Source organism: Chitinophaga hostae, from assembly GCF_018224885.1.
In the GTDB taxonomy this organism is placed as follows: domain Bacteria; phylum Bacteroidota; class Bacteroidia; order Chitinophagales; family Chitinophagaceae; genus Chitinophaga; species Chitinophaga hostae.
On sequence record NZ_JAGTXB010000020.1, the window covers coordinates 57,269 to 79,535 of the forward strand.

General features: G+C 48.1%; 13 protein-coding genes. 7 read left to right on the forward strand and 6 right to left on the reverse strand.

Features of this window, described 5'->3' with window-relative positions; genetic code table 11:
- Positions 1 to 16 precede the first annotated feature (16 nt).
- Together KE626_RS27820 and rpiA are read left to right on the forward strand one after the other, a co-directional pair.
- Positions 17 to 2,467, forward strand: a complete 2,451-nt coding sequence (locus tag KE626_RS27820; RefSeq protein ID WP_211976307.1) for a glycoside hydrolase family 95 protein — start codon at positions 17 to 19, stop codon at positions 2,465 to 2,467.
- Between the two features lie 42 nt (positions 2,468 to 2,509).
- A complete protein-coding gene (gene rpiA, locus KE626_RS27825) occupies positions 2,510 to 3,211 on the forward strand; it encodes a ribose-5-phosphate isomerase RpiA (protein ID WP_211976308.1) in 702 nt (233 codons plus the stop codon).
- On the opposite strand, the gene KE626_RS27830 is transcribed toward rpiA, so the two are convergent.
- Positions 3,199 to 5,883 carry an alpha-L-rhamnosidase gene (locus KE626_RS27830; protein WP_249207748.1) on the reverse strand — a complete coding sequence of 895 codons (2,685 nt, stop codon included), beginning with the start codon at positions 5,881 to 5,883 and terminating at the stop codon, positions 3,199 to 3,201. The two genes, rpiA and KE626_RS27830, sit on opposite strands and share 13 nt — an antisense overlap.
- A gap of 123 nt (positions 5,884 to 6,006) precedes the next feature.
- On the opposite strand from KE626_RS27830, the gene KE626_RS27835 reads away from it, so the two are divergent.
- The 4 genes from KE626_RS27835 (at position 6,007) to KE626_RS27850 (ending at position 9,219) form a co-directional block, all read left to right on the forward strand.
- Positions 6,007 to 6,549, forward strand: coding sequence for a TetR/AcrR family transcriptional regulator (locus KE626_RS27835; RefSeq protein ID WP_211976309.1), 543 nt, complete (start codon positions 6,007 to 6,009; stop codon positions 6,547 to 6,549).
- Between the two features lie 231 nt (positions 6,550 to 6,780).
- On the forward strand, positions 6,781 to 7,221 hold the full coding sequence (locus KE626_RS27840) for a nuclear transport factor 2 family protein (RefSeq protein WP_211976310.1): 441 nt from the start codon (positions 6,781 to 6,783) through the stop codon (positions 7,219 to 7,221).
- A 172-nt stretch (positions 7,222 to 7,393) separates the two neighbouring features.
- Positions 7,394 to 8,296 carry an AraC family transcriptional regulator gene (locus KE626_RS27845; protein WP_211976311.1) on the forward strand — a complete coding sequence of 301 codons (903 nt, stop codon included), beginning with the start codon at positions 7,394 to 7,396 and terminating at the stop codon, positions 8,294 to 8,296.
- A gap of 83 nt (positions 8,297 to 8,379) precedes the next feature.
- A complete protein-coding gene (locus KE626_RS27850) occupies positions 8,380 to 9,219 on the forward strand; it encodes an oxidoreductase (protein WP_211976312.1) in 840 nt (279 codons plus the stop codon).
- Between the two features lie 209 nt (positions 9,220 to 9,428).
- Here the strand turns inward: KE626_RS27850 and KE626_RS27855 are convergent, their stop codons facing one another.
- The 3 genes from KE626_RS27855 to KE626_RS27865 form a co-directional block, all read right to left on the reverse strand.
- Entirely contained in the window at positions 9,429 to 11,546 is a 2,118-nt protein-coding gene (locus tag KE626_RS27855; protein WP_211976313.1) for a DNA topoisomerase 3, read from the reverse strand.
- A 146-nt stretch (positions 11,547 to 11,692) separates the two neighbouring features.
- Positions 11,693 to 15,493, reverse strand: coding sequence for a hypothetical protein (locus KE626_RS27860; protein WP_211976314.1), 3,801 nt, complete (start codon positions 15,491 to 15,493; stop codon positions 11,693 to 11,695).
- A gap of 58 nt (positions 15,494 to 15,551) precedes the next feature.
- Positions 15,552 to 16,235 (reverse strand): VIT1/CCC1 transporter family protein, encoded by a 684-nt coding sequence (locus KE626_RS27865; RefSeq protein ID WP_211976315.1) that lies wholly within the window; start codon positions 16,233 to 16,235, stop codon positions 15,552 to 15,554.
- 114 nt (positions 16,236 to 16,349) lie between these two features.
- Here KE626_RS27865 and KE626_RS27870 point away from each other — a divergent pair, with 114 nt between their 5' ends.
- The gene (locus KE626_RS27870) at positions 16,350 to 17,213 is read left to right on the forward strand and encodes a carbohydrate kinase family protein (RefSeq protein WP_211976316.1); all 864 of its coding nucleotides are present in this window, start codon (positions 16,350 to 16,352) and stop codon (positions 17,211 to 17,213) included.
- Between the two features lie 258 nt (positions 17,214 to 17,471).
- On the opposite strand, the gene KE626_RS27875 is transcribed toward KE626_RS27870, so the two are convergent.
- Positions 17,472 to 18,932, reverse strand: a complete 1,461-nt coding sequence (locus tag KE626_RS27875) for a RagB/SusD family nutrient uptake outer membrane protein (protein WP_211976317.1) — start codon at positions 18,930 to 18,932, stop codon at positions 17,472 to 17,474.
- Positions 18,933 to 18,950: 18 nt separating this feature from the next.
- Entirely contained in the window at positions 18,951 to 22,214 is a 3,264-nt protein-coding gene (locus KE626_RS27880; RefSeq protein ID WP_211976318.1) for a TonB-dependent receptor, read from the reverse strand.
- Positions 22,215 to 22,267 lie beyond the last annotated feature (53 nt).

A 22,267-nucleotide genomic window follows, 5' to 3' on the forward strand; every position in this document is an offset into this window, starting at 1 on the left:
ATATATCTTGACATACATGAACTGCAAGATATATTCCACGGTACAAACTGCACTTTTATTGGGCGCATTGACACTGTCTGCGCAATCTGATGTAACCATCCGTTTCAATGAACCAGCGGCTCATTTTACGGCGTCCGCACCCTTGGGGAATGGCCGTTTGGGGGCCATGGTATTTGGTAATACCAACAGGGAACGGATTGTGCTGAATGAAATTTCCATGTGGACCGGTGGCATCCAGGATGCCGATAGCAAAGAAGCTGCCGCCTACCTGCCAAAAATTCAGCAGCTGCTGCTGGAAGGAAAAAATATTGAAGCGCAGAAAGTGTTACAGCAGTATTTTATCTGCAAAGGTCCCGGCTCCGGCAGCGGTAATGGAGCTGATGTAAAATTCGGTTGTTATCAAACGTTGGGCGATCTGTTTATACAATGGAAAGATACGGTATCGGCTGTACGTAACTACCAGCGGCAGCTAAAGCTGGATAGCGCCGTCAGTACCCTGAGCTGGGAGCGGAATGGGATTGCTTTCAGAGAAGAAGTATTGGTATCTGCTCCGCAGCAGGTAACAGCCATCCGGCTGACAGGCAATAAACCTGGTAGCCTGTCTTTTACCACCGGTCTTTCCCGGAAGGAACGTGCCGATATCCGTGTGATGAATGGAGCGGTAGCCATGAGTGGCACCTTAAACGGAGGCAACGGCGATGCGGGCGTAAAATATGCCGCTGTGCTAAAAGTCATTTCGAAAGGTGGTACCCGTACACAAAGCAAAGACCAGGTAACAATTACGGGAGCGGACGAATGTATTTTACTGGTGGCTGCCCGCACCAATATGAACTGGCCTGACGTGGAAACGCCTGGCCCGGAACCGATGCCTCAAACGGTAGCGGATATCACCAAAGCCGCCGGCGTATCCTGGCCCGCTATGGTACAGTCGCACGTAAAGGACTATACGTCGTTTTTTAACCGCAGCCAGCTTTCTTTCAGGGATGACAGCAATGATGAGGTAAAGGGGCTGTCGACCGTAGACCGGCTGCAGCGTTTGCAGGACGGGAAAAAAGATGCATCACTCGTATCGCTCTATTTCAATTTTGGCCGTTACCTGCTGATCAGCTCTTCCCGCAAGGGTGGTATGCCGGCCAATCTGCAGGGCCTGTGGGCAGAAGAATACCAGACACCCTGGAATGGGGATTATCATCTCGACATCAACGTAGAAATGAACTACTGGCCGGCGGAAGTAACTAACCTGTCCGATTGCCATGAGCCATTATTTACGCTTGCAAAACAGATGTCGCGGTATGGGGAACGCACCGCCCGTACTTACTATAAAGCAGATGGCTGGATGGCGCATGTGATCTATAATCCATGGGGATTCACGTCGCCGGGTGAAGGCGCGAGCTGGGGTTCCGTATTAACCGGTGGAGGCTGGGTGGCTTCCCATCTCTGGAAGCATTACCAGTATACAAACGATAAAAAGTTCCTGAAAGAAATATACCCCGTCCTGAAAGGAGCCGCTGCATTCTTTAAAGAAATCCTGATCACTGAACCATCGCACCAGTGGTTGGTCACAGCGCCTTCCAATTCTCCGGAAAATTCCTATATACTTCCCGACGGACAGGTAGGACAAACCTGTATGGGCCCTACGATGGATATGCAGATCTGCCGCGATTTGCTGGGCGCCAACCTGGAAGCCGCGCGTATCCTGCAAACAGATAAAGCCTGGGCGGATACCCTGCAAACCGTGATCAGCAAGCTGGCGCCTAACCAGGTCAGGCCTTCCACCGGTGGTATACAGGAGTGGCTGGTAGATTACAAGGAAGCCGAACCACATCACCGCCACGTTTCTCCCTTATACGGCCTGTATCCCTATGATGAAATTACGCCCTGGGATACGCCGGAAATGGCTGCTGCCGCAAAGAAAACGTTGGAAGGCAGGGGCGATGGCGGCACCGGCTGGTCGCGCGCCTGGAAGATCGCTTTCTGGGCCCGTTTGGGAGATGGTGATCATGCCTATAAAATGCTGAAAGCATTATGGGTACCCGCTGTTGCAGGCAGTGAAATCAGTATGAATTCCGGAGCCGGCACCTATGCTAACCTGTTTTGTGCGCATCCGCCTTTCCAGATAGACGGTAACCTTGGGGCTACCGCAGGTATTGCGGAAATGCTGCTGCAAAGTCATGGCAAGGAAAATGTTATCCGCTTCCTACCCGCGTTGCCGGCAGAAGAACAGTTTGCTGCAGGCCGGATAAAAGGACTGTGCGCGGTCAATGGTTTTGTGGTAGACTTTAGCTGGAATAACAGGACTGTTCAGCAGATCAGTATTCTATCTTCCACCGGAGGCGAGTGTAAGTTATTGCTGCCGCAAACGGCCGTGGTAAAGGATCATAACGGGGCGGTAGTACCACATCAGTATAAAGATGGCGTGCTTCGTTTTAATACAAAGAAGGGAATGAGTTACCGTGTAACGGTATAAAGTAACCGGAAATTCAGATCTTTGCCATTCAATATCCTGTATATGGAAGATCTGAAACAAGTGGCTGCAAAGGCAGCGATGGATTTTATAAAACCTGGTAATATCATAGGTTTGGGTGCAGGCAGTACCATTGCCCACCTGGTTAATTTTTTAAAGGAAGATGTTACGCTGGCCAGGCATATTACCACCGTAACATCTTCTTTTAATACCCGGCAGCTCCTGCTGGAGCATGGTTTCCATACAAAAGATATCAGTGAAGTATCCAGGCTGGATATTTATTTCGATGGCTGTGATCAGTTCGATCACCAGCTGAATGCGTTGAAAAGCGGCGGTGGTATTCATACCCGCGAAAAGCTGCTGGCAGCCATGGCCGACAAGTTTATCCTGGTGGGCGATGGCGGCAAATATGTTAACCAGCTATATACTACTTTCCCCGTAGTGATAGAAGTAATTCCGGAAGCGGTGCTATTTGTTCAGCAACAGCTGAAGAAAATATTTTCACTGGCTAACCCTGTGACCCGGATGAGTAATAAAAAAGATGGCGCCGTGATCACAGAAAACGGCAACCTGCTGATCGATATCTGGTTCCGTTCCTTCCCGCCGTTGGATAATCTGAATGAGCGTTTAAAGCAGATCCCGGGTATCCTGGAAACATCGCTATTCTACAACATGGCGCATGCTGCCATTATAGCGGGAAAGACAGGAGTGGAAATTATCCGGAAAGATCCTGCTTATTTAATCTGAAACACTTTGGTACCGGCGCTGACATGATATCGTAATCCATTGCCGGTGGATTGTGTGATTACTGGCTGATCATTTTCATATATTTTTTGTTTGGGTGAGATGTGAAAATAAATGTCGGCGCTCGCATTTGCAGGCACCGTCACGCGGTAGCTGACAACTTCGCCATTTCTTTTCCAGGATGAAAGTACGCGACCATACGGACTTTCATGCATGGCTTCAAATTCGTCGAGCCCTGTTACGAAGTTGGGCGACAGCAATATATTTTTAAACCCGGGCGCCGCTTCATCTGGTCTAATACCGGCTATGCCTTTATACATCCAGGCGCCTATTTCTCCAAACATAATGTGGTTGCGCGACAGGTCGGATGCTGCGTTGATATCCCAGTTTTCGAACAGGGTGGTGGCGCCATTCATGATCCACCAACCCCAGGAAGGGAAGCTGCGTTGGGCCGCTATTTTATAGGCCACATCAGCATAACCATTTTCGCTTAAGGCATTCAGGATACTTTTGGTGCCGAGCAAACCAACATCGAGATGGAAGTTGTCTGCGGCTACGCGTTCTGCGAGATTAGCTGCCACCTTGCTTTTCATGGCATCGGGCACGAGCCCCCAGTACAGGGCAACGCTTTGCTCTGTTTGTATGCCTGTTCCGTAAATGCCGGTAGCGGTATTCAGGTATTTGGTATTAAAGGCATTTTTGATCTTATTGGCGAGTGCATAGTACTTTGTATAATCGGCTGTTTTGCCAAACAGTTTTGCAGCTTTGGCAACAATGAGCGCATCTGCGTAGTAATAAGCCGAAGAGGTAAATTCCACCGGTGATTTCGATTTTACAGGGACCCAGTCGCCCAGTCCCCAGGTGGTTAAACCGGAAGGGCTGATTGCTGTGATATGGTCCACATAGCGGCGCATGTTATTGTAGGAGGCGGAGAGCAAAGCAGTATCACCGTAGAAGAGATAGATATTCCAGGGAATAATAGCGATGGTGCTGGTCCAGTCCGGACCATTGCCCCATTCGTATCCCCAGCCGCCGGTAGGAATAATGGAGGGCAGTACGCCGTTGGGTTGTTGTTCATCGCGGTGATCGGCCAGCCATTTTTCATAAATGGTGATACCATCGAAATTATACAGTCCTGTTTCTATGGCAATTTGCGCATCACCGGTCCATCCGTTTTTTTCCCGTTGTGGGCAGTCGGTTGGATAGCCGAAGAGGTTAGAGAGATAAGCATTGTTGGTAGCCCACCATAATTTGTTGATCATGGTATCTGAGCCATGAATGCTGCCTGCCACGGGTACGTTGCTGTGCATAAAGTAGCCTGTCAGGCTTTCTTTCGACAGCGTTACCGGTTTGCTGCTGGTTACTTCCACATATTGAAAGCCTTTATAGTTGAAGCGGGGCATAAAGGATTCTTCGCCTTTGCCTTTCAGCGTAAAAATATCTGTCTGGAAAGGGTCGGTATCATCCGTTGGGCGATAATGCACCACGATGTTGCTGAGGTCTACAAATCCTTTTTTGTCCAGTTGTTCGCCATGCTTCAGTTTTATCACGGTGCCGGCGCCGCCGCTGACACGGATGTTGCTTACGCCGGCAATATTTCTGCCGAGGTCAAATACCCAGGTGCTGTCGTTGAGCCGGGTCATGTTGACGGCGGGAATTTCTTCCACATTTTCTATCGGGTACAGTTGCTGTGACACAATATTTTTGGAAGGGGCAGAGCGCAGTGTCACCGGTTGCCAGGCATGATCATCGAACCTGGTGGTGTTCCATCCTGGTTGTTCCAGGCGGGCATCATAATGTTCCGCGGTATAGATGCTGTTAAAAACGATGGGACCGGTGGCGGTTTTCCAGTCTTTCCCCGTTGCTATTGTTTCGGTGCTGCCATCGGTATAGGTGATGTGCAGGTCCATGCAAAAGGCGGGTCTGCCGCGCCAGGGCGCCTGGTGGAAGTTCCATACGGCGGTAGACTGGTGGTTGTACCAGCCGTTGCCCAGGGTAACGCCAATGGCGTTGCCGCCTTGTTGCAGCAGTTGGGTCACATCATAGGTAACATAAAGTGTGCGGCGGTCGAACCGGGTGTACATGGGATCCAGTCGGTGATTACCGGCTTTTTCTCCGTTGATGTACAATTCGTACAAACCCGCAGCCGCAATGTACGCACGGGCTTCCTTAATCGATTTAGCAGCTATGAAATTTTTTCGGAAGTTACCGGCGGGTTTGGTATGTACATTATCGCCATCACTGATCCAGGCGCCTTGCCAGTTGCTGCTGTTGCCCATACCGGTTTCGAACCAGGAAAGGGTGGCGGGCGATTTATGGCCGTCTTTATCCCATACTTCCACGCTCCAGTAATATCTTGTAAAGGGTTGCAGGGTTTTGCCGGTGTAGGGCACGAGCATATTGGCGGCATTTACTTTGCCGGAAGTCCATACCGGCGCGGACGCCAGCAGCAACGAATCAGTGGCCATCCGGATGATATAGGCTGTTTGTTTTGCTCCGTTGCGGGTATCGGCCAGTAACCACGACAGGCGGGGATGTGCGGCATCTATGCCCAGCGGGTTGGCGAGATGCTCACATTTCAGGTTGGCAGCCGCGCAGGGAACGCCGCCATGGGCCATGGAAACAGCAAAAAGGAAAATAAGGGAAAGCAACAGGTGCCGTAATGTTGAATGCATGCGCAGCGAATGTTTAATTAATATTAATCCCTGACAAGATAATACAAGGCCCGCTTTTTTTCGCCGGTTTTATATGACCGGAAATAAGGATAGATCGATCTGTCTTTTTTGTACCTTTGTACCATGAAGAAGAAGATCAGCGATCCGAAGCAGCGTTTACTGGATACGGCTACCGACCTGTTTTATAACCAGGGCTATCATGCTACCGGCATCAACCAGGTAATCCAGGAGGCCGGTGTGGCCAGGGCCAGTTTGTACCTGCACTATGAGTCGAAGGAAACCCTGCTGCTGGCCTTTTTGCAGCAGCGTCATACCGACTGGATGGCGGGGTTAAAGCGATTTACCGATACCGCCGCAAAACCTAAAGAGAAGATCCAGGCGGCTTTTGATTTCCTGTCCGATAATAATGAAAAGGAACATTTCAGAGGCTGTGCTTTCCTGAATATACTGTCGGAAACAACAGACAGGGATGCCGAGGTACTCACCGTGATCCAGGATCATAAAAAGGATCTGCGCGCATTCCTGGGTGATATTCTCCATAAGGAAAAGCAGGCAGTAAAGGATCATGTGTACCTGCTGTTTGAATCCGCTATTGTGGAAAGCCAGCTTTACCGCAACCAGTGGCCGGTGCAGGAGGCAAAGAAAATGGCCGCCGGATTGTTGTAGGCCATATCCCGGATCCTGTCTCACAAAAAAATATAAAAAAGATAGATCGATCTGTCTGTTTTTTGAAATATTCGTTTTACATTTGTGAAAGAATGGGATAACACGGGCTTGGTATTGGTGTTAATGGGTGATTTACGCCATTCCCTGGAAAGATGCGTTTGCGTCTTTTTTTAAACTATTAAAATAGACAGATCGATCTGTCTTATTTATTCACTGCTTAAATATATTATCATGGAACAGAAATTTCCTCTTCCTCCGTTTACACACGAAACTGCTTTACAAAAGGTGCAACTGGCCGAAGATGCCTGGAACAGCCGGGATCCGCAAAAAGTATCGCTGGTATATACAAAGGACACTGTATGGCGCAACCGCGACCAGTTTATTAACGGCAGGGAAGAAGTGGTTAGCTTCCTGACGCAGAAATGGCAGAAGGAACTGGATTATAAATTAAAAAAAGAACTCTGGAGCTTTACAGACAATCATATTGCGGTATGCTTTGAATATGAATGGCACGATCATGCCGGTAACTGGTTTCGCTCCTATGGAAATGAACTCTGGGAGTTTAATGCAGATGGACTCATGCAACGCAGACTGGCAGCCATCAATGATGTACCCATTAAGAGCAGCGAACGGAAATTTAAGGAACCGGAAGACCTGGTACTGGCATGTTAAAATAGCTGGCACGCAGAATCAAAGGAATACCCCGGCTAACCGGCTTAAATAAATGATGTCCGCAGGATGGCAGCAACCGGTAGGAAAGAATTGCTGCCATCCTGTGGGATTTTTATGGAAAGGGCACTGGAATCATTTCAGCCGTATGGTCTGAATTTTGTAACTTTGGCCCATGAATAAAACAGAGTCATTACAAGAGTTTTATCAGCATAAATTTGCGGCCGTACCCGATACACTGCAGCAGGACCTGGGGCATTTTAATGTGTTCCGGATGGAAGATTGTATTGTAGATGGTAAGATGACCATACAATACAGCCGCCGCGATTTCTATAAAATAAGCCTCGTACGGGGGCATAATCTTTTTCACTATGCCGATAAAACCGTAGAGGTAAAAGGCAGTACCCTCATTTTCTTTAACCCGCAGGTACCTTATTCGTGGGAATCCTTGTCGGGCGATAATGCCGGCTACTTCTGCATATTCAAAGAGGCATTCTTTACCAGCGCCAACAGGGGCAACATCCATGATCTGCCAATGATGATGCCCGGAGGCATTCCTTCTTACGTGTTGAATAAAACCCAGGATAAAGAGGTAGCGCTGTTATACAAAAAAATGCTGTCCGAAATCAATTCAGATTATGTGTATAAATACGACCTGCTCCGCAGCTATCTTACGGAAATCATTCACTATGCATTAAAGATGCAGCCTTCGGAAGCGCTGTACCAGCATGCAGATGCCAAAACCCGCATTACATCGGTATTTACGGAGCTGCTGGAGCGGCAATTCCCCATTGAATCGCCCGGACAACGTTTTGCATTAAGATCGGCCAACGATTTTGCGAAACAACTGGCGGTACACGTGAACCACCTGAACCGCGCCATCCGCGACACCACCGGAAAAACCACCACCGCCCATATTGCTGAGCGGCTCACCAGCGAGGCAAAAGCACTCCTGAAACATACCAGCTGGAATGTGGCAGAAATCAGTTATGCCCTTGGCTTTGAGGAGCCCGCACACTTTAATAACTTTTTCAAGAAACAAACCAACATCACCCCGGGCGCTTTCCGGATTGTTTGAATTTTGCAATCATTGGTTTGATTGGCGTAACAGCCGGCATGTATTCCTGGTCTACATTTGTGCTAACAAAAAAGCACAAGATCATGAACAACAACAAAGTATGGTTTGTAACCGGTGCCTCCAAAGGCTTAGGACGTTCTTTCGTATTACAATTACTGGATCAGGGATATAAAGTAGCAGCTACTTCACGCAACCTCGACGACCTGCGTAAAATAGCCGCACATGATAATTTCCTCCCCCTATCGGTAGACCTGAAAAGCGAAACCAGCGTAAAAGCAGCAGTAGATGCCACCATCCAACAGTTTGGCAGTATAGATGTATTGGTAAACAATGCCGGCTTCGGGCAAATTGGTAGCCTGGAAGAATTATCCGATGCGGAAGCCCGCAGCAGTTTTGATGTGAATGTATTTGGCCTGTTAAATGTAACCCGCGCGGTATTGCCGCATATGAGGGCACAGCAATCCGGTCATATTTTCAATATCTCCTCTATTGCTGGTTTTACCGGCGCCTTCCCCGGCTTTGGTATCTATTGCGCCACTAAATTTGCAGTAGACGGTTTATCAGAATCGTTATCCGCCGAAGTAAAACCATTTGGCATCAACGTTACCATTGTAGCCCCCGGATATTTCAGGACCGAATTCCTTTCCGCCGGATCACTGGGACTGCCGGCCAATCAAATCGACGCTTACGAGTCTGTACGTGAAACACAAATTGCCCATCAGCACCAGATAAATGGTAACCAGGCCGGAGATCCTGAAAAGGCAGTAGCTGCCGTTATTGACGTAGCCGGAGCCGAAAATGCACCGTTGCATTTATTCCTCGGCGCTGATGCCTATGAGATGGCTTACCAGAAAATGGCAGCGGTAGAAAGCGATTTGGAAGCGTGGAAGACTATTACGGTAGGCACAGCAATCGAAGCGTGATTTTTTTCTTGCCCAGGATTAGACTGATTTAGAGGATTTATAGGATTTTTTTATTTTGATTATAATTTGATTTTAAAAGATTCGGGAAGACGTAAGCAAATTCGCTTATATCTTCCCGAATCTTTTAAAATCAAAAAGAAAAAAATCCTATAAATCCTCTAAATCAGTCTAATCCTGGGCAAAAAAAAAATCACGGCCAAGAAAAAAACCTATTCTATACCCACATTGAAATCCGTACCCAGCACCAATTTTCCCTCTTTTTCTTCCGTGCTGCCAGGTACTTTCAAGCCTTTTATTTTACTGGTTTTGCCTTTGGTAAGCAAGTCTGCGATTTGTTTGTCATTTAATTTTTTGCCCAGCAATTCGAAGGGCAGTTTGAAGCCACATTCCTTGAAGTTGGCACAACCATAGGCGGTATTGCCTTTTTTGAGTAAATGCGTTTTGCATTTAGGACATTGTATTTCCCCGATAGCAACAACTTTTTTGGGTTTGGGCTCTTTCTTTGGTTTCTCTTCCTTTTCCGGTACCGGTGGCGGATCAGGGGCAATGGTGATGAATTTGTAGCTGGATGTTTTTACTTCTTTGGTGAGGTCTACCACCATTTGAATCAGTTCATCCTTGAAGGTATCCATGGCATATTCGCCTTTTTCTATAAGACGGAGTTTGCGTTCCCACTGACCGGTAAGTTCAGGGCTTTTCAACAGCTCCGTTTGTATGGTATCGATCAGGTCAATGCCGGTTTGCGTGGCGTAAATATTCTTCTTTTTCTTTTCTATATATTTTCTGCGGAACAGTGTTTCAATGATGTTGGCACGGGTAGAAGGACGGCCAATACCGTTGTCTTTCAACAGCTCGCGCAAATCTTCATCGTCTACCTGTTTACCGGCGGTTTCCATGGCTCTCAGCAAAGACGCTTCGGTAAAGGCTTTGGGCGGGGATGTTTTCCCCTGGTGAATACGTGGCGTATGCGGACCGCTTTCACCCACTTCGAAATGAGGCAGTATCTTTTCTTCCTCTTCTCCCTCTTTTTTCTCTTTTACATCGTTGGCATATACTTCTTTCCATCCCGGTTCTATAATCTGTTTACCGGTTACCTTAAACGGTACCTGTCCTACTTTTCCAAGCACGGTAGTATTGGAGATCTTACATTCCGGGTAAAAGGCGGCAATAAAGCGGCGGGCCACGAGGTCGTATATACGCTTTTCTTCCAGTGGTAATCCACCCGGGTGCATACCGGTAGGAATGATAGCATGGTGATCCGTAACTTTTTTATCGTCAAAAACCGTTTTCAGTTTTGGAATAGGGTTAGCCAGCAGCGGGGCGGTAAGCACGCTGTAGGGCGTCATATCCTGCAGTATACCGGCAATTTTAGGATGCAGGTCTTCCGACAGGTAAGTGGTATCTACCCTTGGGTAGGTGGTCAGTTTTTTCTCATACAGGTTTTGGATGTATTTAAGCGTATCATCTGCAGAGAAACCGAATTTTTTATTGGCTTCTACCTGTAAGGCGGTGAGGTCGAACAGGCGGGGATTCCCTTCTTTGCCATCTTTTTTTTCGAAAGAAGTAACCTCAAATGGATGCTCTTTCAGGTAGGCGAGACCTTTGGCGGCTTTATCAGGACTTTTCAGGCGGTCAATGGCGGCGGTGAATTCCGTTTCCCGGTAAATGGTTTTGAGCTCCCAATAGTCTTCCGATACAAATGCATTGATTTCTTTTTGCCGTTGTACAATCATAGCCAGCGTGGGTGTTTGTACGCGTCCTATGGATAATACCACCTTTCCCTGTGCAAATTTTTTGGTGAACAGGCGGGTGGCATTCATGCCGAGCAGCCAGTCTCCTATAGCGCGGGCGCTTCCCGCGGCATACAGGTTATTATATTGTTCTGATTCTTTCAGGTGAAGAAAGCCATCACGGATCGCCTCCGTGGTAAGAGAGGATATCCATAGTCTTTTAATGGGCGCCGCGCATTTTGCTTTCAGCAAAACCCAGCGTTGTATAAGTTCTCCTTCCTGGCCGGCATCCCCGCAGTTGATCACCTCTTCACATTGTTGTACCAGGGTTTCTATGACCTTAAACTGTTTTTGTACGCCGGAGTTTTCAATCAGCTTGATACCGAAACTGGGCGGTATCATCGGAAGATCTTCCAGTCGCCAGAACTTCCACTGTTCGTAATAATCGTGTGGTTCTTTAAGGGTACAGAAATGACCGAAAGTCCAGGTTACCTGATAGCCATTGCCCTCATAGTAGCCATCTTTGCGTTGTTTTGCGCCGATCACTTCTGCAATATCCCTCGCCACGCTTGGTTTTTCAGCAATGCAAACTTTCATAATCGATTAAAATTGGGTAACAAATGTCGGATAAATAGTTCAAATGACTTAATTCCTGTTTCCTATATTCAGTTACAATTTACAGCTTTTGGGGCGAGATACATATAGCAGGGAAGCATTTCAAATGCTGGCGCCAGCTCCCCGTTTTACCGTTTGGGCAGTGAGTACTTCCGCGCTACTTTATTATACCTTTTCAGGTATTTCCGGTTTTTCTTAACACCTACGGCTGTTACGATACCGGAAGTTTCTGCTTTTACCCAGTAGTTGAAAATAAATTTCTCCCGGTCACGCACGAAGAACATCCGTGTGGGCCGATGATTGGAATTTCTGAGAACAGCATTGGCCAGCAAGGTTTTCAGGTTCGCCATAAAGCCGGGTTTCAAAGTATCTTTTTTATTGAGCACCTGTATATTAAGCCTGTTATAATAGAAATTCATATCACCCAGCGTGGCATATTTATTCCCCGACCAGCTGGAGTAGATAGTATCTGCGTAGCCCCGTCTTACTTTTACTGCGGCCATGGGAATGGCTACGGTATTAAAATCTTTCAGGTCCATCGGCGCCAGGTAGCTCTGTGCATAAAAGCCGGAAAGGGAATCGCCGTACGATTCGTTATAGGAGAAGTAGTGAATCGGGTTGCCCAGCAATCTTCCACTGGCCTGTACCCGCAGACTATCGCTGTTGGGATGTACGTTGCCAAAATGCGTAATGAGTGCATTGATGGCAGTGATTGGTACAGCCGACCATTTATTGGTGGCTTTGGAGGATTCGTTTACGGTGACGGCGGCGTTCCGTAACACGATGGAATCTACCTGTAACGCTACCGGCAGCGAATGAATCAATTTGGTAGGCATTAATTTTTCGACGCCGTGTTCAAACGGAATTCGTTTATCCCTGGCCGTTGTAAGCAGGGTGCTGTCTGCCATTACTTTCCGGATGCGGATGGTGGTATCGCCCGGGGCATCATTCACCTGTATGCCGCTGAGCTGCAGCGCTGAACCCTTTACGGTAATGTAATCCCGTTGCCAGCGAGCGGTGCGGAAGGTTTCTTCGGCGCTGAGGTTGGGTGTCATACTAAAATCATTAACCTCTGCAGTATGAGTAACCGGATCCAGTTTAAAACTGCCGGCGGCAACATGCAGTTGTTTGTTGCGATAAAATACAGCGCCTTCACTGATGCCGGTATTAGCCAGGAACGGCTGCCACGCTATCTTGTGGTGTTGCTGGAAAGAGAGAGCCGCATCATTAAACATGCCGGATAGTTGTTTAACGGTGAGCTCCATGGTATCGCCCCGGTGCTGCGTTAACTGCAATCCCTGCCATGTGGCGGCAACACCGGAGTGCAGCGCCAGCTGACCGGCTTTATCCTTATGCAGCGTTCCTTTGGCCAGCTGTAGGGATATTTTGGGGATAGCCAGTTCCGTGCCGCTGTTGTTGTTGAACTGCAAGGGAGTGGCTTCCAGTTGCAGCTGATCATATGTCAATAACTTTTCGTGACCGGTATGCAGCGATACTTTGCTGCCGGAAAACTGCAACGTAGTCTGTAGCCGGGTGCTGTCATTCCCGTTGATCTTTGTGTATTGAATGCCGGCATCCTGCACATGCAGTTGTGCCATCACCGCTTCCAGCGGCGCTGCTTTGCGATGTGCGGAAGGCGCTGCGCCATTGTTCAGTATCTCCACGCGGGGGCGGTCGATATGGAGTGACTGCACCTGCAGGCGACTGAAATCGGTGCTATGAATACCCGTTTGTATACTTAGTGTGGGAACCGATATTTTAGTATGCCCGTTTCCGTTATGGAGTTGCATCGCAGCATTGCTTAGTGTAGTAGTGCCGGTGCTGTTAAGCGATACGTTTGCTACCTCCAGGTCCATTTCGGGGCTGTGGCTGCTGATATGGTAGAATTTACCGGCAGCGCTGCTCCAGGTAATAAACCGTTGCAGTGTGCGTACGTTGCGAAGCGCTATCCCGGTTCCATCAAGACTGCTGTGTGCGGCAGCGCCGTTGCTGCTGAATTGCAGCTGACCGATATCCAGTTGCGCTATGCGTATGACCGGCAGATTTTTGGCGGTGGCAGGTTGGGGTGTGTTTGCCTTTTGTGTTTGTATATTTAAGGCGCCGAAGCGTAATACATCTACCTGTATATCCTTTGTTTGCTGGAAAACGTCCCAGTCAAACACCTCCCAATATAGGCTGGTACTGGTAATACGGGTACCATTGGAAAGGATGACCAATAACTTATCCGCTTTATTATGCCGTTGTTTACCATCAAAAGTATAGTTGTTCACTGTTACATTTACTTTGTCTGATGCTACGCTCATTTCCCGGATATGCAGGTTGGGCATGGCATGTTTGATATCTACCAGTGAATCACTCATAAAGAAATTATGCAGCAGGATATCTGTATTTACATTTTTCAGTCTCAAGGCAAGTGCTGATTTTCCGGTGACCATGAAATTGACATTACCGTCCACTATCCGGAAGGTATCCACCTTGATCAGTCCACTTAACCCATGCAGGGTTTGATAAAACGCCGGCATTTTAATACTGCTGTCGGCCGGCAGGGTATTCCCTTTCCCCGTTTTTTTACTTTTAGTCTGAAAGGTGATGCCCGGTGAATACAGTATGGCATTACCCGCTTTCAGGTGCTTTTGCAGCAGGTCTTCCAGGCTTACATCATTGAGCCGCAGCGATGGCGCAGTAAAGGTGAGGCCTTTGCCGGAATGATTTTTTTGCGTGGGACCGTATTCTACGCTATTAAAAATAACATCGTTGTGTTGCAGGATAAATTCATCTACGCTCAGTTGGAACATACTGTCGAGTGAATAAAACTTTATTTTATCCAGGTTCAGCGAAATGCTGTCGGTGGTAATACCGGGTACGGTATCGTGTGCGATGGTGAGGTTGTAGATGCGCAGGTTGGTACCTTGGGTAACACCTGTGGACACATTTCCCTTCAGCAATAGTTCCCCGTCTTTCACTGCAATATATTTGAAGTTCATTTTTTTGAACAGTGTATTGGGGATGCTGTCTAATGCAATCTTTTTATCTTTTACAGTCGCCTTTCTGCCGGGTAATTTTAATACAGGCCGCACGCACACCAACGTATCGATCAGTAGTTCCTGCCGCATATAAATTGCGGGCAGGTGCCGGGCATTGAAATAGAATTTATCTGCCTGCAACGACATTTCTCCCTTATTGGCGGTGGCTGCGCTGAATATGGTACAGGAGTCCATTTCAAATACCTGTTGCTTCCCCGAAAAGTGAAGCCGTTTAAAACTAATGGTGTTGCGGCCATCCGGCAACACCCAGTGCTGATTGTCGAAAGAAAAGTCGACGTCTTCAGAGGCCAGGATGTGGTTGTCGGAGCTAGTGACTTTAGAGAAGTTGAGAATAGAAAAATTGAAATGATCCAGCCGTAGGGGCGGGGGGCCGTTTACTTTGCTGTATACCAGCGATCCATCCTGCAGATGTACGATCCGCGCATTCACATATTGTAAGGCGCTTTCCAGGTGATCCACGATGGACGACAACTGGAAGTTTTGCTGTCGCGGACCCGGCGCAACGTGTTCGTGAATAAACAGGGAAGGACCGATCACAGAAAGACTGTCGACCAGCAGTTTTTTATCGAAGATCAGCGTGCGCCAGGATTGAATAGACAAATAGATCCTGGGGATTTTTACATCGTAATGTGCATTTACGTGTACGGTATCTTTGCCGGTGAGTTTTGCGCCGCGTACCACGATGTTCCTGTTCCAGAGTGAAAAATCAATATCGTCTGCATCAAACCGGTAAGTATCGCCGGATTCCTTGTTTACCAGGTATTGAACGATCTTCACAAACTTTTGTTCTACCAGGTAGTAGAGCAGCACACCAACCACTATCCTTAGCAGGAGTAGTATGGCTAGTATTTTGATCCATTTTTTTAACCTGGGCGACAGTTTCATGAAATCGATTAACGGGTTACTTTGTTGCTAACAGTTTTAAGGTCTTTATGTTCACAGATCAGGCAACCAGTTTGGCAATGCCGAATGCCGCCGCCGCGGCGAGTATCCCTATCATGGTTACTTTCAGCGCGCCCTGTACTGGCGGCTGACCAGTGACTTTGCTTTTAAAATAGCCAAATACAAACAGGCAGATAATAGTGAGTACCGTAGAGCCGATCAATCCGCGTTGAGGCGTGTCCGTGAACAGGTAGGCCGATAATGGCAGTAGTCCTCCCACAAAATAGGAAGCGCCAATGGTGAGGGCGCTTTGTCTCGCGCGGTTGGGATTAGGGGCTTCCAGGCCCAGCTCAAATTTCATCATGAAATTGACCCATTTGGTTTTATCTTTCGACAGCTCGGAGGCGATGAGTGCCTGTGCTGCTGCACTCAGTCCGTATTCCGCAAATATCTCCTTTACTTCCTCCATTTCCTTTTCCGGCACCGTTTCCACTTCTGTGTATTCTCTTTTTAGTTCGCTTTCATAGTGCTCCAGCTCCGTTTTTCCCGCGAGGTAGCCACCCAGTCCCATGGCAATGCAGCCAGCGACTATTTCAGCAATACCGGCGGTGAGGATAATGTTGTTGCTGCTCACGGCTCCGCTAAGGCCGGCAGCCAACGCGAAGGGAACGGTAAGACCGTCGCTCATACCGATCACCATGTCTGTAATAAAATCTGAGCTCTTTAAATGTTCTTCCTGGTGCATTTTTTCCGGGTTTATGGAGGATATTCGTAGTATAAATATAAGTGCTTTACCGTATTTTGTATCATTACAAATGTAAGTGCACGGGATCGTGACAACTAATCAAAACCGGAAATTATGTCAAACGCTATCATCTGTTTTGGAGAAATGTTATGGGATATTCTACCGGGTAAGGAATTACCCGGCGGCGCCGTCATGAATGTTGCCTGGCATCTGCAGCAGTTGGGAGAAAAGGTGTCGCTGATATCGCGGGTAGGCCACGATGCCCATGGTCAGCGTCTGCTGGACATGCTCCGTGGTTACCATTTAAGCACTGAATATATACAGGTAGATGAGCAACAGGAAACAGGTAAGGTATATGCAGACATGACCAATCCTGCTGATGTGCATTATGATATCGTATACCCGGCAGCGTGGGATTTTATCCGCTGGGAGCCACCTTTGACTGCACTGCTGAAGCAGCCGGGAACACGTTACTTTGTATTTGGAAGTCTCTGTTCCCGTGATGCCGTTTCACGCCTCACCCTGGAAGAAGCGCTGAGAGAAGAGCTCATCAAAGTGCTGGATATTAACCTTCGGGCGCCGCACTACACCCGCGGATATGTGGAGTGGCTGCTGCAACACTGCGATATCCTGAAGCTGAATATATCGGAACTGGAACTGATCAGCAGCTGGTATCATCCGTATGAAGACAAGGAATGGGCGGTGCGGGAGCTGTCGGCCCGTTTTAATATTTCCACTATTGTAGTTACCATGGGAGCCGATGGGGCGCTGCTTTTCATGAACGATACTTTTTACGTGGAACCGGGCATCCCGGTACAGGTAGTTGATACCATTGGCAGCGGCGACGCCTTCCTGGCGGGCTTCCTGCATAGTTTTATCCAACAGCGCCCTCCCCGCGAGTGTCTTGTTTTTGCCAATAAACTGGGCGCAAAGGTGGCTGCGCAAGCGGGAGCAGTTGGAATAGCTGTTAGCCATTAGCTGTTAGTAAATGCAGCGGAGATTTGTCTTGCCCAGGATTAGACTGATTAGGACGATTTTCAGGATTTTTTTTTATTGATTAAAAAAGATTAGCGAAGACCGATGGTGTATCTCTCCATCTATCTTCGCTAATCTTTTTTAATCTTGTAAAATCAAAATGATAAAATCCTGAAAATCGTCCTAATCAGTCTAATCCTGGGCAAGACAAATCTCCGCTGCATTTAACTAACAGCTAACAGCTAACCGCTAAAAGCTACATCAGTATCCCTCATTGTTTGGATTGAGGGCAGGATTCTTCTGAATTTCCACTGCAGGAATAGGGTAGCGTACATGGAAATCCTGGATATTGGTGGCAATAAAGGCGTCTTCTGTGGCGGCAGCGGTTCTTACTGATGATACCAGTTTGCCCCAGCGGATGAGGTCGAGGCGGCGTTGGCCTTCTCCATAAAATTCTATGGCGCGCTCTTTAAACAGGTAATCGCGCATGGCCTGTTGCGCCAGTGGTGCAGTAAAAACGCCATCGGCGCCAAAAGCTCTCTTTCTTACTTCATTAACCCCCCATAATGCTTTATCGGGGCTGTTGTTTTCGTTGGCTGCTTCAGCCAGCATCAGCAGTACATCGGCATAACGGAATACGTACATATCGAGACCGCCGTCGTTATCCTGCTGGGTATTGAGCCGCCATAATTTGGGTCCGCTCCATGCTTTGATTCCGGAGGTGGGATCTACTTTAAAGGGCTGGCCGTTATAGCTGGTGGCAATGATGGCGGCGCTGCGTTTATCGTTGGGCTCAATGGTATTAAGGAAGGTGGTGTAAGGAATGTAGGTGCCGTACCAGGAGCGGCTTACAAACGGACTTACGCCTACCTGGTTATGTGGTTCGTACCAGGCTGCATGATCCTGCCCGTTTAGTATCGGCTCAAAGTCGACCTCGAAAATAATTTCGGGTCCGAATTCATTGGCTTCTGTAAATACGTCAGCATAGTTGGCAGGGAGTGTATAAGTTTTGCTGTCTACTATCTCCTGCGCTTTTTTTTGTGCGAGATCCCATTTTTTCTGCCACAGGTAGATCTTTGTCAGCAGGGTTTGTGCCGCGCCTTTGGTGGCTCTGCCAACGTCGGCGCCGGTGAATTTGGCCGGCAGCTTACTTTCTGCATCCAGCAGGCTTTCCACCAGTTTTTCCCGGATCTGATCGGCGGCAATACGGGGAAGTCCCTGCGTATTTTCGATGGTATAGTTGGTTTCATCATAGTATACCACATCTCCGAATAAACCGGTGAGATAGTAGTAGTATAGTGAGCGCAGGAATTTGGTTTCTCCGATAACGCGGTCCTTGATGGCTTTGCTGATACCGGTCGATTTACTTACTTTATCGATCACCAGGTTGGCGTTGCTGATACCGCGATACATGGTAGACCAGATGGCGGAGGTGTAGCCCGGATTGAAGGCGGTTAACGTGTAGGTAGGCACCGGGTCGTTTACCCAGATCCTGCCGCGGATCACATCGGTGCCTTCATCGAGCGCACGCCAAAGACTGCTTTTAAAAGCGCCGGAGGTGCCGAGCCAGGAGTATACGCCGTTTACGCCCAGCACTGCTTCCGTATCATTGGAATAGAAGCTGTTGGTGCCGATGGAGCTCTTCGGATCTTCTGCTAGCTGCTTATCACAAGCGGTTGTTAACAACAAACACAGGGAGAGCAGTGTTAATATCTTTTTCATGTACTATAATTCAATAAATTAAAAATCAACTTTAAGTCCTGCTACATAAGTCCTGCTTTGCGGATAGTTGGTAGCGTCAAATCCGCGTACGGTAGAGCTTTTGCCATAGGCGTTGGTCTCCGGATCGTAGTATGGGTAACTGGTGGCCAGGAACAGGTTGGAGCCCGACAGGTAAATGTTAATGTTCTGGAACCAGCTGGCATGCAAGGCTTTTGCAGGCAGATTATATCCGACTGTCAGCGACTTCAAGCGAAGAAAAGAACCGTCGTATACCCAGCGGGTATTGGGGATATAATCTCTTGAAAATGCCGGTATTTCCGAATTGGGATTTTGCGGCGACCAGCGGTTCACCATTGATTTGTATTGGTTTGATAGCAGGTCGGCTGAATTATAAAAGGCATCGGCAATGTTCATGATCTGGTTGCCTTTTGAAAACGACATATAAAAGCTCAGCGTAAATCTTTTATAGGTAAAGCTATTGGATAAACCGCCGAAGTAGTCCGGGTTGGAGTTGCCTATTACGTGGTAATCATCTACACTTAATTTACCATCGCCGTTGGTATCTACATACAACGCTTCGCCCAAACGTGGCACGGCGTTGGGGCTTACGGCCCCGGGCACTTTCTCCAGCGTTTTGCGGGTGCCATAGTAGTCTGCTCCCCAGAAGGTGCCTACCGGGTCGCCGAGGGTTAACCTGCTCACATTGCCTGCATAGGAAACATTTTTTGTGAGAATATAATCCACTCCACCGAGGTCCACTACTTTATTTTTATTGGTAGCGATGTTGAAGGAGGTACTCCATTTGAAATTTCTGCGGTCAATGTTCACGGTGTTGATCATCAGTTCCAGGCCACTGTTACGGATGGCGCCGATGTTGGTGGTGATGCTGGAGTAGCCGGTTTGTTCGGGCAGCTGTTTACTGTTCAGCAGGTTGTTGGTGCGTTTGGAATATATGTCTGCTTCCACGGTAAGGCGGTTCTTAAAAAATCCTGCTTCTATACCCAGGTCGTACTGGCCGGTAGTTTCCCAGCGCAGGTCCGGGTTGCCATAGTTGCCCTGTATATAACCGAGCGTGTTGCTGTTGTTGCCGAGAATATAACGGGAACCTGTCAACGTAGGAAGTGAGCCATATGGAGGAATGGCCTGGTTACCTACTTTACCATAGCTGGCCCTGAATTTAAGATTGGAAAATACATCCAGGTTTTTAATAAATGGTTCTTCAATGGCTCTCCAGGCAAAGGCTACCGCCGGGAAAAATGCGTATTTGTTGTTGACGGCAAAGCGGGAAGAACCATCTACCCTGCCGGTGAGGGTAAGGAGGTATTTATCTTTATAACCATAGTTAACTCTTCCCAGGTACGACACGATCGCAAACTGCGAGTAGCCGGAACCGATAATAAAGGTGCTTTGATCGGTGCCGTTCAGGTTGTTGTATTCCATGCCATCGGTAGGGTACTTGGAGCCTTTGCCGTTCAGTGATTCGAGGGTATACGACTGGAAGGTCATACCGGCAACGGCATCCAGACTATGTTTACCTGCGAATTTCTTGTTATAGGAAAGTGTGTTTTCCAGGAGATACATCATTTCCTGCGTGGTGGTAACGCTGGCTACTCCGCCGCCGTTGCCGTTTTTGGCTACCGGCAGCTGGCCGGAAGAATAAGAATTGTTTTTGATAAAGTTCAGCTCCGTGCCAAAGGATGATTTGAACGTGAGATCTTTAATCGGTTTATAGTTAAAGGTCACATTTCCCAGGAGGTTGTTGCGCCTGATAGGATTGGAGATATAGGTAGCCTGTGCCAGCGGATGGTTCAGGTTACCGGAACTATATTCACGTTTCAGTGCAAAAGTACCATCGGCTTTGTATACCGGCATGGTAGGCGCTACACCCAATGCAGAGGAATAATAATCCAGGCCGCCCAGTGAAACGGGGTTGTTCCTTGTAAGACCGCTGCCGGCGTTGAGGGTAGTGTTTACCTGTACTTTGGAAGATACGTTACGGGTATAGTTGAGCCGGAACTGGTAGCGTTTAAAACCGCTGTTGAGGATAATACCGTCCTGGTCGGCATAGTTACCGGAAAGCATATAATTTGATTTAGCGTCGCCTCCGGATGCCTGTGCCGTGATACTTGTTTGCCGGGCGCGGTGGGTGATTTCCCGCTGCCAGTCGGTATTGGCAACAGAGTCTACGTTTGAATAAAACGGTGCTTTGCCCTGCGATGCCAGCTGATCGTTTACCAATTGCGCATATTCAGGCCCGTTCATCATTTCAATAAATTTGGGCAGCTCCTGGAAACCGGTATTAACGTTAACGGATACACGATCACGACCCTGTTTTCCTTTTTTGGTGGTGATAAGGATAACGCCATTAGAGCCGCGGGCGCCGTAGATAGCCGTAGAGGAAGCGTCTTTCAGCACATCGATGGAAGCGATATCTTCCGGGTTGAGGAGGTTGAGGTTAAATTCATCGCTGGCAGCGATGATCCCATCTACCACGTACAGCGGTTCGTTGGTCGCATTGAGTGAGTTGCCGCCGCGGATGCGGATACTGGTACCGTCGCCCGGTTGTCCGCTGACGGAGGTTACCTGCATACCGGGTGCTTTGCCCTGCAGCATCTGGTCGATGCTGAGGATAGGCACGTTTTCAAAGGCTTCTGATTTGATAGTGGCAACCGAGCCGGTAAGGTCTTTTTTAGCGACCTGTCCGTAGCCTACTACCACTACTTCATCGAGACCGGTAGGTTTTTCCCTGAGTGTTACGGTAAAATCTGCCTGACCGGTATAGGGTATTTCCTGCGTGAAAAAACCGACAAAGGAAACCACCAGTACTACGTTATTGCCGGCTTCCCTGAACTCAAAAAATCCGTTGGCATCAGTGGCGGTAGCAAGTGCGCTGCCCTTTATTTTTACGATGGCGCCGGGGAGTGCAGCTCCTTTTTCGTCGGTAACTTTTCCCTTTATCTGCAGGAGTGTAAGCGGGTTAAAGGGGGCTATTTTTGTGCTTACCACCACAATGTTATCCATCAGGCTGTAGGTAAGCGGCTGGTCTTTGAAACACAGTTCCAGCACCTGTTGCAGGGTAGCGTCTTTTACCTGTATGTTTACCTTTCCGGTTTGTTGCATGGTGGCATTTTCAAACCAGAAGAGGTAGCCCGATTGTTTTTCAATTTTTTTGAAAACATGCTCCAGCGATACCTGTTTTTCGGACAGGGTAATACGCTGTGCATAGGCTGCGGCACTTACCTGTAAACAGGCAATGAGTAATAGAAATACCGTCAGTTTCATAATCAACAGGATTTTAATGTGCTTCTTCCATTGTTCATACGGAGGAATACAAA

What these genes read in the sequence shown, in the direction of transcription:
- KE626_RS27820 (WP_211976307.1), top strand. Translation starts at nt 17, where the DNA reads ATGAACTGCAAGATATATTCCACGGTACAAACTGCACTTTTATTGGGC.
- rpiA (WP_211976308.1), top strand. Translation starts at nt 2,510, where the DNA reads ATGGAAGATCTGAAACAAGTGGCTGCAAAGGCAGCGATGGATTTTATA.
- KE626_RS27830 (WP_249207748.1), bottom strand. Translation starts at nt 5,883, where the DNA reads ATGCATTCAACATTACGGCACCTGTTGCTTTCCCTTATTTTCCTTTTT.
- KE626_RS27835 (WP_211976309.1), top strand. Translation starts at nt 6,007, where the DNA reads ATGAAGAAGAAGATCAGCGATCCGAAGCAGCGTTTACTGGATACGGCT.
- KE626_RS27840 (WP_211976310.1), top strand. Translation starts at nt 6,781, where the DNA reads ATGGAACAGAAATTTCCTCTTCCTCCGTTTACACACGAAACTGCTTTA.
- KE626_RS27845 (WP_211976311.1), top strand. Translation starts at nt 7,394, where the DNA reads ATGAATAAAACAGAGTCATTACAAGAGTTTTATCAGCATAAATTTGCG.
- KE626_RS27850 (WP_211976312.1), top strand. Translation starts at nt 8,380, where the DNA reads ATGAACAACAACAAAGTATGGTTTGTAACCGGTGCCTCCAAAGGCTTA.
- KE626_RS27855 (WP_211976313.1), bottom strand. Translation starts at nt 11,546, where the DNA reads ATGAAAGTTTGCATTGCTGAAAAACCAAGCGTGGCGAGGGATATTGCA.
- KE626_RS27860 (WP_211976314.1), bottom strand. Translation starts at nt 15,493, where the DNA reads ATGAAACTGTCGCCCAGGTTAAAAAAATGGATCAAAATACTAGCCATA.
- KE626_RS27865 (WP_211976315.1), bottom strand. Translation starts at nt 16,235, where the DNA reads ATGCACCAGGAAGAACATTTAAAGAGCTCAGATTTTATTACAGACATG.
- KE626_RS27870 (WP_211976316.1), top strand. Translation starts at nt 16,350, where the DNA reads ATGTCAAACGCTATCATCTGTTTTGGAGAAATGTTATGGGATATTCTA.
- KE626_RS27875 (WP_211976317.1), bottom strand. Translation starts at nt 18,932, where the DNA reads ATGAAAAAGATATTAACACTGCTCTCCCTGTGTTTGTTGTTAACAACC.
- KE626_RS27880 (WP_211976318.1), bottom strand. Translation starts at nt 22,214, where the DNA reads ATGAAACTGACGGTATTTCTATTACTCATTGCCTGTTTACAGGTAAGT.